This is a genomic window from Streptomyces sp. NPDC056486, assembly GCF_042795295.1.
Classification (GTDB): Bacteria; Actinomycetota; Actinomycetes; order Streptomycetales; family Streptomycetaceae; genus Streptomyces.
Map to the genome: position 1 here is coordinate 1 of NZ_JBHTSF010000232.1, position 11,102 is coordinate 11,102.

The 11,102-nt window shown below is 68.2% G+C and carries 10 protein-coding genes and 1 riboswitch; of the genes, 5 read left to right on the forward strand and 5 right to left on the reverse strand.

The window, feature by feature from the left end; all coding sequences use genetic code 11:
* Window positions 1-118: 118 nt before the first annotated feature.
* From ACFQ7F_RS42935 to ACFQ7F_RS42955, 5 genes are all read right to left on the reverse strand, one after another.
* A complete protein-coding gene (locus tag ACFQ7F_RS42935) occupies window positions 119-1,888 on the reverse strand; it encodes an ABC transporter substrate-binding protein (protein ID WP_383284102.1) in 1,770 nt (589 codons plus the stop codon).
* 100 nt (window positions 1,889-1,988) lie between these two features.
* Window positions 1,989-2,993, reverse strand: a complete 1,005-nt coding sequence (locus tag ACFQ7F_RS42940) for an ABC transporter permease (RefSeq protein WP_383284105.1) — start codon at window positions 2,991-2,993, stop codon at window positions 1,989-1,991.
* Window positions 2,994-3,404: 411 nt separating this feature from the next.
* Complete coding sequence (locus tag ACFQ7F_RS42945) at window positions 3,405-4,178, reverse strand: enhanced serine sensitivity protein SseB C-terminal domain-containing protein (RefSeq protein ID WP_383284108.1); 774 nt, start codon at window positions 4,176-4,178, stop codon at window positions 3,405-3,407.
* Window positions 4,179-4,375: 197 nt separating this feature from the next.
* A complete protein-coding gene (locus ACFQ7F_RS42950; protein WP_383284111.1) occupies window positions 4,376-5,179 on the reverse strand; it encodes an enhanced serine sensitivity protein SseB in 804 nt (267 codons plus the stop codon).
* A 60-nt stretch (window positions 5,180-5,239) separates the two neighbouring features.
* Window positions 5,240-5,914, reverse strand: coding sequence for an AAA family ATPase (locus ACFQ7F_RS42955; protein WP_383284128.1), 675 nt, complete (start codon window positions 5,912-5,914; stop codon window positions 5,240-5,242).
* A 153-nt stretch (window positions 5,915-6,067) separates the two neighbouring features.
* A riboswitch (glycine riboswitch) is annotated at window positions 6,068-6,173 on the forward strand.
* 165 nt (window positions 6,174-6,338) lie between these two features.
* On the opposite strand from ACFQ7F_RS42955, the gene gcvT reads away from it, so the two are divergent.
* The 5 genes from gcvT (at window position 6,339) to ACFQ7F_RS42980 (ending at window position 11,066) form a co-directional block, all read left to right on the forward strand.
* Window positions 6,339-7,481 carry a glycine cleavage system aminomethyltransferase GcvT gene (gcvT, locus tag ACFQ7F_RS42960; RefSeq protein WP_383284115.1) on the forward strand — a complete coding sequence of 381 codons (1,143 nt, stop codon included), beginning with the start codon at window positions 6,339-6,341 and terminating at the stop codon, window positions 7,479-7,481.
* Between the two features lie 89 nt (window positions 7,482-7,570).
* Complete coding sequence (gene gcvH / locus ACFQ7F_RS42965) at window positions 7,571-7,948, forward strand: glycine cleavage system protein GcvH (protein WP_383284119.1); 378 nt, start codon at window positions 7,571-7,573, stop codon at window positions 7,946-7,948.
* A 20-nt stretch (window positions 7,949-7,968) separates the two neighbouring features.
* On the forward strand, window positions 7,969-9,231 hold the full coding sequence (gene glyA, locus ACFQ7F_RS42970) for a serine hydroxymethyltransferase (protein WP_383284122.1): 1,263 nt from the start codon (window positions 7,969-7,971) through the stop codon (window positions 9,229-9,231).
* Between the two features lie 154 nt (window positions 9,232-9,385).
* Complete coding sequence (locus ACFQ7F_RS42975) at window positions 9,386-10,756, forward strand: L-serine ammonia-lyase (protein WP_383284131.1); 1,371 nt, start codon at window positions 9,386-9,388, stop codon at window positions 10,754-10,756.
* Between the two features lie 97 nt (window positions 10,757-10,853).
* A complete protein-coding gene (locus ACFQ7F_RS42980; RefSeq protein WP_383284125.1) occupies window positions 10,854-11,066 on the forward strand; it encodes an EF-hand domain-containing protein in 213 nt (70 codons plus the stop codon).
* Window positions 11,067-11,102 lie beyond the last annotated feature (36 nt).

An 11,102-nucleotide genomic window follows, 5' to 3' on the forward strand; every position in this document is an offset into this window, starting at 1 on the left:
GGACTCCCTTGTGAGGAGTCCCGGCCACCGTCTGGGGCCATCACCTGCCCTTCGGACTGGCGGGATTCGGCGGTAGGACGGCCTTACGGAGACTGCTGACTGCTAACTGCTGTTGCTGCTACTTCCCGTCGTTCACACCGAGCGAGACGTAGTCGTAGCGACCGCTGTACGCGGCGGACGAGTAGACGTTGCTCGCCCGCGAGGAACGCCAGCTGATGTTCTTCTCGTAGATGAAGGGCATCCAGTACGCCTTGTCCACGATCTCGTGCGCCAGCTTGGTGTAGATCTGGCCGGCCTTCTCGGGGTCGACCGTGGCGATCGCGTCGTCGAAGTACTTGTCGATCTTCGGCTCGTCGATCTGCGACTCGTTGTAGTTGCCGTTCTCATTGATGAAACGGCTGTCGAACAGCGGCTGGGCGTAGCCCTGGCCGGTCGGGAAGTCCGGACCCCAGCCCGCCATCGTCATGCCGATGCCGCGCTTCTTCACCACCGCGGGAGAGCCGGTGATGCTGGAGGAGTCGGCGCCGTCGATCTGGTCGACCTCGGCGTTGATGTTGACCTTCTTCAGCTGCTCCTGGAGCGCCGTGGCGGCGTCCACCTCGCCCGGCTGGTTGGTGCGGGCCGAGATCTTGGTCGAGAAGCCGCCGGGCTTGCCGCAGTCCTTGAGCTCGGCCTTCGCCTTGGTGACGTCGGGCTTGCCCTTGCGCTTCAGGATGCCGTACGGGTCGTAGTCGTCGTGACCCTTGATCGACTTCGGGAAGACGTTCGCGGCGATCTCACCGGCGGCGACCGGGCCACCACGGGTCTTCTGCAGGCTCGCGAAGTCCGTGGCGTAGAAGACGGCCTTGCGGCAGGCCTCGTTGTCGAACGGCTTCGTCTTGGTCACAAGGGCGACGTAACGGACGAAGTCCGTCTGCATGTTGTCGATGTTGTCCTTGTGGTCCTGAATGGCGGTGGTACGACCCGACTGGGTCATGCCGGTGCCATTCATGTCGATGTCGTAGTCACCTTCCATCAGGCGCTTGTCGTTCTCTTCGAGGTTCGCCGAGATGGTGACCGAGATCTTGTCCGGCAGCGCGGGACGGACCGGGTCGGACGACTTCTTCCAGTTCTTGTTGCGGACCAGCGTGATGCTCTTGCCGGCGCTGTAGTTCTGGAACTTGTACGGACCGGAGGAGAACGGGCGCTGGGTGTACTTGGCGCCGGTGTCCTCGGACTGCTTCACCGGGGTGCCCGACGGCATCGCGAGCATCTGCTCGAAGTCGCCGTTCTTCTTGGGCAGCTTGAAGATGATGGTGTTGTCGTCCGGCGTCTCGACCGCCTTCAGACCGAGCTTGTCCTTCGACTTGTCCTCGTAGGGGCCCTTGTACTTGCCCTTGGGGTCAAGCGTCGACTTGAGGTAGCCGGGGCCACCGGTGATGACCTTGGTGGCCCAGATGCGCTCGATGCCGTACTTGATGTCCTTGGAGGTCAGCTTCGAGCCGTCCTCCCACGTCAGGCCGTCACGCAGCTTGTACGTGTAGGTCTTGCCGTCGTCACTGATCTTCGCCGTGTCCTCGGCGAGGTCGGGGACGAGCTTGTTGGACGCGGCACCCGGCTTGGTGTCGTACGTGATCAGCGTGCGGGTGTAGTACCGCATGAAGTCCCACGTCATGCCGTAGTACGCGCGCTGCGGGTCGGCCGAGTCCAGGTCCTGCTTGGCGATGAACTTGAGCGTTCCGCCCTTCTTCGCCGACTTGTTCGCGACCTTGCCGATGGCCGCGTTGTAGCCGGCACCCTTGCTGTCGTCGTCGTCGCTGCCGCCGCCGCACGCCGTGGTGGTCACCAGCGCCGCTACGACGAGAGCCGCACCAGCGGTCAATCGTCGCTTAGAGGAACCTGTGGGCATTTCTCGCATCCTCCGAGATTCGCGGTCCTTGGCCATGACTGCCTTGGAACCATGTGAAAAGCCACCTGACGCTGGGGCAGGGGCAAGCCAGTTGGGGCTGTTAACGAGTTCCCTTGGGGTCAAGGGCATCGCGAAGCCCGTCGCCGAAGAGGTTGAAGGCGAGCACGGTCACGAAGATCGCCAGGCCGGGGAAGACCATGAACATCGGGTCATGCTCGTACGTCGCGAGGGCGTCCCGGAGCATGCCGCCCCAGGAGGCCGTCGGCGGGCGCACACCCGCGCCGAGGAAGCTGAGCGCCGCTTCGGTGAGGATGTTGGTGGGGATCATGAGCGTCGCGTAGACGGTGATCGGAGCGACCAGGTTCGGCAGCAGCTCACGGAAGAGGATGTGCCGTTGACCGCCGCCGAGGCTGCGGGCCGCTTCCACGTACTCGCGTTCGCGCAGCGAGAGGGTCTGGCCTCGGACGATGCGCCCGACGTAGGGCCAGCCGAAGAAGCCGATCACCAGGATCAGTACCGCGATGCGGACACCGCTGCCGGTGAGGCCGAGCAGGTCGTCGGGGAGGACGGAGACCAGGGAGATCACGAAGAGCAGCTGCGGGAAGGCGAGCAGCACGTCCATGACCCGGCTGATCAGCGCGTCGATCCAGCCGCCGAAGTAACCGGCGATGATGCCGAAGAAGGTGCCGAGCGCCACGGCCACCACGGCGGCGAGGAAGGCCACCAGGAGGGAGATCCGGGCGCCGTAGACGATCCGGCTGAAGACGTCGCGGCCCTTGTTCGGCTCGACGCCGAAGAGGAAGTCCCAACTCATACCGCCGAACGCACCCTTGGGCAGGTTCGTGAGGTCTTCGAGCTCGTCCTGATGGAACTCGTTGGGCGGGTGGCCCAACAGGGAGACGATCAGGGGCGCGAAGACGGCGACAAAGACCAGGACGAGCACGGTGATGCCGCCGGCCAGAGCGACCTTGTCGCGCTTCAGGCGGTTCCAGGCGATCTGCTTGAGGGACCGCCCCTCGACCTTCCTCACCCCTGCATCAGCTGCGGGAGCGACGTCCGCCGTCGGGTCCGCGTCCGCAGGTGTGTCATGCAATGGTGCCGTCATCGTGGCAGGGACCCCTCTCAACCGGTGGTGACCGGCCCGCACTTGCCGCTGTAGCGACGTGATCAGTCCGTCGTACACAGGGGCGAAGCGCCCCACTTGCGGGAGTCTTCATCGCGGTTGCGATCTGTTACCAGCCCAGACGGGGAATGGATGCTCAACCGTGATGCTGTTTGAGGTGTTCCGTTATCCGGACGCACGTGAACGAGGGGCGAACACGGGGCAGTTGGGTTGCAACAGTCCACGGGAGGCTAAAGGGCCCCTCCACCATCAGAACGGACATTGTGACTGTCGGGGCAGGTATACGAGCCGTGGTGGCCGGTTCAGGGTGTCTTCAGCGCCGCATCGACACGGTTTCCGTACCGATCCCACACCGCTTCCGCACCGAATTCAGTACCGGATTCAGTACCGATCTCAGTACTGCGCGGGGTATCCGTACCCACCCGCGGGCGCCGGGGCCGGCTGGGCCTCGCGGTCGTAGAACGGCCTGGCGTTGGCGCGCAGCCACAGGGCGACCGGGTCGTACCCGTCGGACATCGCGACCGTCGACACGGGCAGCCCTTCGGGGACGGCGGCGATCGACTGCTGCATCATCGTGCGCACCCCGTCCACCGACGACGGCGACGTGTCGTACACATCGAGGCCGATGGCCAGATACGGCGCACCCAGCGCGGGCTGCACCCAGGCGCGGCGCAGCGAGCGGACCGCGGGGGTGCGGTGCGCGTTCTGCGTGAGCAGGGCGTAGAACTGCGGGATCTCGATGGCGGGCTCGGTGAGCCTGAGCGGGCCCGCGGGCAGCAGGTCCAGGCCCGACGCGATGCGCCGCAGGTCGAGCCAGGGGATGCCGACGCCGCCGCCGGGGGCGTGCGGGTTGAGCCAGAGGCCGTAGTGGTCGGGGTAGAGGGTGCGGGAGATGTCGAGGCCGCTGACCACCTCGTACGAACGGTTCCAGCCACTCGCGGAGAGCTCCTGGGCGGAGGTCACGCACGGTGCGTACCCGAGGCCCTCGACCTCCATGTTCCCGTACTGCGCGTCGGGGGACCCGGCCTGGCCGTGCCAGAGCAGCATCCACACCTGGTCGGCGGCGAGCGCCCGCAGGAGCGCCTCGTAGGCGTCATAACGCCCTGGCGTCACCTGGCGCAGCATGTGCTCGACCTGCCCGGCAGCAGCCGTGCCCGACGCACTCACCCTTAACCGCCCCTTCGCGACGACCCGCTGACCCGCTGGACCTGGAACCTGATGAACCTGACGTGACCTGAGCTGACCGGTGGCCCCGGGCCGAATCGGCAGGACCGCGCCCCGCCCGGGCCATGAAACCAGCTTAAGCGGCGATCCTGACACCGACTTGACGTACGGCACCCTCACACACGTACCTGCACATGTCCTTACACATGTCCGTGCTCATGCCCCGGGGTCTGACCGAAGAAGGGCCGAACCCGCTCACGCATCCAGTCACCGACCGGGTCCTGGGCGACATCGAGCAGCACCAGGTTCACCGGCCAGGCCACCGGGGCGTGGCCGAGAGCCCGGCCCACGGCCTCCATCGGCAGTTCGCGCGCGTTGCCCTCCCAGGAGGTCAGTTCGACGCCGATGAACAGCGTGGGCTCCTCGCCCTCGACGCTCGCCAGGCAGCGGCGGGCGTTCAGGACGACGCCGGTGGCCTCGAACTCGCGGGCGGCGGCGGACAGGAAGTCCACCGGGTCCTGCTGCCAGTCCGGTTCGAAGAGCCGTACGCGGCCGCCGGTCGCGGGGCCGTCGAGCGGGGTGCGTCCGGCCCGGCAGAGTTCGGCGACGGCGGGCGGCGGCAGCGGGACCCCGACCGTGCCGTCCGGGTTGACCGCGATGCCCAGCTGCGGGGGAAGGCCGCGCGCGAACTCCACGGCGGGCGCCACGGTGCAGCCCATCCGGCCGCCGGTGACCTGCTGGAACTGCTGCTCGGAGCTGAAGACGGGGACGAAGGCCTGGCCCTCGATCTCCAGCGTGGGCAGGTCGAGGGTGCCGCTGTCAGGACCGCCGCCGCTCGGCAGCGGGACCCAGACGTGGCTGCGGCCGAGCACCTCGACGATGCGGGCCCCCGCGGACGCCTGAGGCGCCCCGGGCATGCCGAGCGATGCCGCGAGCACCTCTTCGAGTTCGTTGCCCGGCCATCCTCCGTACGGATGTGCGTGCGCCTGCGCCGGAATATCCATCTGCCCAACCCCTGCCCTGTCCCGCTCTGCCTGCGGCACGACCCTAACGCGGCGGGCGGCTCAGCCCCCGAAGCCGATCCCGCGCAGAACGCTCGCGGCTGTCCGGTCGAGCAGGATCGCGGAGCCGCAGCCGCGCGGCAGATCGCCCCGCTCGGCGGCGCCGACCAGGCTGCCGACGGTCCTGCGGTGCCGCGCGAAGGCGTACCGCGACACGCCGCGCCCGCGCGAGAGCTGCCCCTCTATGGCGGTGTCCGGCGGCACGTCGAGCAGCAGCAGGTGCAGCGTCGTGCCGCGCCGCGCCGCCTCGCGGGCCAGCCAGCGGCGCACCCATGTCTGGGTGCCGCAGTCGTGCACCACGATCCCCTCGCCCGACCGCAGGGCCGCTCGCAGCCCCGCATAGTGCGCGAGGCGGACCAGGGGGCGGTAGACGGCGTACGGCAGCAGGGCCGGCATGCGCAGGGCCCAGCGGTCGCGGGTGTCCTGCGAGTCGATGCGCGGGCCCGCGACGGCCCTGCGCATCAGGGTGGACTTGCCGCTGCCCGGCAGTCCGGAGACGACGATCAGATCGCCCGCGCCGAACGTGAGGCGGTGCGGGCTGTGGCCGGTCCGCTGCCTCAGGTCGCGGACGACGACCGCAGGCAGGGCGCCGCAGCTCTCCCTGGTGGGGGCGGCGGCCTGTTTGGGCAGGGCCACCCCCGTGTTGGTCGCGTAGACACTGGCCTTGCGCACCGTGATCGGCCTCCCCTAAGCGGTCACGTAACTGCTTACCGCAGCTTCCCCGGCAAGTGTAAAGAGAAGGTAATGCGGCACAACAGCATTACTCCACCGGGACTGCCCTGTGACGCGGGCGCGTGCAATGATGTGCCCGCAAACTCCATACAGGCCGCTTGAATCCGCGCGGGAGAGTTCCCGGTCACCGTCGTACGACGCACCGGGGCGCCGAAGGAGCAAGTCCCTCCCTTGAATCTCTCAGGCCCCGTACCGCGCGGGCGAGGCACATCTGAAAAGCGGGTCGCCTCGGCGGCTCCACCCAAGGTGCAAGTCATGACCCCCTGATACAGACGTATGACGTATACGGACGGGTCGTGGTGAACCTCTCAGGTTCCGATGACAGATGGGGAGGATCGACCTCGCCCGTCATGCCCTGGGAGTTCCCCGTATGAGTACCGCCCCCCGTCTGACTGCCCTCGATGCCGTGCATCGCGCGCTCGGCGCGACCATGACCGACTTCGCGGGCTGGGACATGCCGCTCCGGTACGCCAGCGAGCGCGACGAGCACATCGCCGTCCGCACCAAGGCCGGTCTCTTCGACCTCTCCCACATGGGCGAGATCACGGTCACAGGCCCCGAGGCCGTGGACTTCCTGAACTTCGCGCTCGTCGGCAACATCGGCTCCATCGGTGTCGGCCGCGCCCGCTACACGATGATCTGTGCCGAGGACGGCGGGATCCTGGACGACCTGATCGTCTACCGCCTCGGTGCGGCCGAGGCGCCCGAGTACATGGTCGTCGCCAACGCGTCGAACGCGCAGACCGTGCTCGACGCGCTCACCGCCCGCGCCGACGGCTTCGACGCCGAGGTCCGTGACGACCGCGACGCGTACGCGCTGCTCGCCGTCCAGGGTCCCGAGTCCCCCGGCATCCTGAAGTCACTCACGGATGCCGACCTGGACGGCCTGAAGTACTACGCGGGCCTGCCGGGCACGGTCGCGGGAGTGTCCGCGCTCATCGCCCGCACGGGCTACACCGGCGAGGACGGCTTCGAGCTCTTCGTGTCGCCCGGCGACGCCGAGAAGCTCTGGAACGCGCTCATGGAGGCGGGCGAGCACGTCGGCCTCGTCCCGGCGGGGCTCTCCTGCCGCGACACGCTCCGCCTGGAGGCGGGCATGCCGCTGTACGGGCACGAGCTGACCGCGGACCTCACGCCCTTCGACGCGGGCCTCGGCCGGGTCGTGAAGTTCGAGAAGACCTCGCAGTCCGACACCTTCGTGGGGCGCGCGGCGCTCGCGGCCGCCGCCGAGCGCGCCGAGACCGCTCCCCCGCGCAAGCTGGTGGGCCTGATCGCCGAGGGCCGCCGCGTACCGCGCGCGGGCTTCGCCGTGGTCGCCGACGGCAAGGTCATCGGCGAGGTCACCTCCGGGGCGCCGTCCCCGACGCTCGGCAAGCCGATCGCCATCGCGTACGTGGACGTGGCGCACGCGGCCCCGGGCACCGCGTCTTCATCGGGGATCGGCGTGGACATCCGGGGCACGCACGAGCCGTACGAGGTCGTGGCTCTGCCGTTCTACAAGCGCCAGAAGTGACACTTCCGTCTCTGTGGTAAGCCGGAAGTGACCCCACGCACATCATTCCCGTTCCGCAGCACCCACCCGCGTACAGGAGAATTCAGGTCATGAGCAACCCCCAGCAGCTGCGTTACAGCAAGGAGCACGAGTGGCTTTCGGCCACCGAGGACGGTGTGGCGACGATCGGCATCACGGAGTTCGCGGCCAACGCGCTCGGTGACGTCGTCTACGCCCAGCTCCCTGCGGTCGGCGAGACCGTGACCGCGGGCGAGACCTGCGGCGAGCTCGAGTCGACGAAGTCCGTCAGCGACCTGTACTCCCCCGTGACCGGTGAGGTCACCGAGGCGAACCAGGACGTCGTGGACGACCCGTCGCTGGTGAACTCCGCTCCCTTCGAGGGCGGCTGGCTGTTCAAGGTACGGATCTCGGATGAGCCTCAGGACCTGCTCTCCGCGGCCGAATACACCGAGCTCGCAGGCAACTAAAGACCCTTAGGGACCACCTGATGTCGCTTCTCAACACCCCTCTCCACGAGCTGGACCCGGACGTCGCCGCCGCCGTCGACGCCGAGCTCCACCGTCAGCAGTCCACCCTGGAAATGATCGCCTCGGAGAACTTCGCTCCCGTCGCCGTCATGGAGGCCCAGGGCACGGTCCTCACCAACAAGTACGCCGAGGGCTACCCCGGCCGCCGCTACTACGGCGGCTGCGAGCACGTCGACGTCGCCGAGCAGATCGCGATCGACCGGCTCAAGGACCTGTTCGGCGCCGAGTACGCCAACGTCCAGCCGCACTCCGGCGCCTCCGCCAACCAGGCCGCCCTCTTCGCGATCGCCAAGCCCGGCGACACGATCCTCGGCCTCGACCTGGCGCACGGCGGCCACCTCACGCACGGCATGCGCCTCAACTTCTCGGGCAAGCAGTTCAACGTGGTCCCGTACCACGTCGACGAGGCCGGTCTGATCGACATGGCCGAGGTCGAGCGCCTGGCCAAGGAGAGCAGCCCCAAGGTGATCATCGCGGGCTGGTCCGCCTACCCGCGTCAGCTGGACTTCGCCGAGTTCCGCCGGATCGCCGACGAGGTCGGCGCGTACCTGTGGGTCGACATGGCGCACTTCGCCGGGCTCGTCGCCGCAGGGCTTCACCCCAACCCGGTGCCGTTCGCGGACGTGGTCACCTCCACCACGCACAAGACGCTCGGCGGCCCGCGCGGCGGCATCATCCTGGCCCGCAGCAAGGAGTTCGCGAAGAAGCTGAACTCCGCGGTCTTCCCCGGCTTCCAGGGCGGCCCCCTGGAGCACGTGATCGCGGCCAAGGCCGTCTCCTTCAAGGTCGCGGCCACCGAGGAGTTCAAGGAGCGCCAGCAGCGCACCCTGGACGGCGCCCGCATCCTGGCCGAGCGCCTGGTGCAGGACGACGCGAAGGCCGTCGGTGTCGACGTCCTGTCCGGCGGCACGGACGTGCACCTGGTCCTGGTGGACCTGCGCAACTCCGAGCTCGACGGCCAGCAGGCCGAGGACCGTCTCCACGAGGTCGGCATCACGGTCAACCGCAACGCGGTCCCGAACGACCCGCGCCCCCCGATGGTCACATCGGGCCTGCGGATCGGTACGCCCGCGCTCGCGACCCGTGGCTTCCAGGAGGACGACTTCCGTGAGGTCGCCGACGTCATCGCCGAGGCGCTGAAGCCGGGCGACATCGACACGGAGTCGCTCAAGGCCCGGGTCTCGGCCTTGGCAGCGAAGCACCCCCTGTACCCCAACCTGTAGCAGTTTCGTACGCTTTACTTCGTACGAATCTTCGGGGCACCGCGCACACTGGAACTGAACAGTGAGTGCGGTGCCCCCGCTCATGCCCCGCCCTTGAACCATCTGCACTACCCCGGCAGACAACGGCGTCTACCAACCACCATTGGAGTTTCTCGTGGCCCTCTCGGTCTTCGACCTGTTCTCGGTCGGCATCGGCCCGTCCAGCTCCCACACGGTCGGCCCCATGCGCGCCGCCCGCATCTTCGCGAGCCGCCTCAAGAACGAGGGCCTGATGGCCCACACCGCCGTCATACGGGCCGAGCTCTACGGCTCGCTCGGCGCGACGGGCCACGGCCACGGCACCCCCAAGGCGGTACTGCTCGGCCTGGAGGGCGAGTCCCCGCGCTCGGTCGACGTCGAGTTCGCCGACGACCGCGTCGAGCAGATCAAGAGCACCGGCCGCCTCAACCTCCTCGGCATGCACGAGATCGACTTCGACTTCGACAAGGACCTGGTCCTGCACCGCCGCAAGGCCCTGCCGTACCACGCCAACGGCATGACGATCTTCGCGTACGACCGTGAGGGCGCCCTCGTCCTGGAGAAGACGTACTACTCCGTGGGCGGCGGCTTCGTGGTCGACGACGACGCGGTGGCCGGCGAGAACCCGATCGTGCCGGACGACACGGTCCTCAAACACCCCTTCCGCACCGGCGACGAGCTGCTCCGCCTCGCCGAGGAGACCGGCCTGTCCATCTCCGCGCTGATGCTGCAGAACGAGAAGGCGTGGCGCACCGAGGAGGAGATCCGCGCGGGTCTGCTCGACATCTGGGGCGTCATGCAGTCCTGCGTCTCGCGCGGCATGTCCCGCGAGGGCATCCTGCCGGGCGGCCTCAAGGTCCGCCGCCGCGCGGCCAACTCCGCACGTCAGCTGCGCGCCGAGGGCGATCCCCTTGCCCGCTCCATGGAGTGGATCACGCTGTACGCGATGGCGGTGAACGAGGAGAACGCAGCGGGCGGCCGGGTCGTGACCGCCCCGACGAACGGCGCCGCGGGCATCATCCCCGCGGTCCTGCACTACTACATGAACTTCGTGCCCGGCGCGGACGAGGACGGCGTGGTCCGCTTCCTCCTCGCGGCCGGTGCGATCGGCATGCTGTTCAAGGAGAACGCCTCGATCTCCGGCGCCGAGGTCGGCTGCCAGGGCGAGGTCGGCTCCGCCTGCTCGATGGCGGCGGGCGCCCTCGCGGAGGTCCTCGGCGGCAGCCCCGAGCAGGTCGAGAACGCGGCCGAGATCGGCATGGAACACAACCTCGGCCTGACCTGCGACCCGGTCGGCGGGCTCGTCCAGATCCCGTGCATCGAGCGCAACGGCATGGCGGCGGTGAAGGCCGTGACCGCGGCGAAGATGGCGATGCGCGGCGACGGCAGCCACAAGGTGTCCCTCGACAAGGTCATCAAGACCATGAAGGACACCGGGGCCGACATGAGCGTCAAGTACAAGGAGACGGCGCGGGGCGGGCTCGCGGTGAACATCATCGAGTGCTGAGCCCACGTCATCGAGTGCTGAGCCCGCGTCCCTGGCGTCACCCGTACGGCCGATACCCTGACCCCCGTCAGTAGTGCACGAAGAAGGGGTGGATCCGGTGGCGGACATCGAGGAAGCGCGTAAGACGTTCGAGCAGTTCGACGCGGACGGCGACGGCTTCATCACAGCGGCGGAGTGGAAGTCGGCCATGGCCAAGATGGGGGACTTCTACGTCACCGAGACGGTGGCCGAGGCCGTGATCGGCACGAAGGACACCGACAAGGACAAGCGTCTCTCCTTCGACGAGTTCTGGGCGAGCCTGAACAAGTAGGCAGCGGGAGTACGTGGAAGGGGCCCGGCGCGCGAG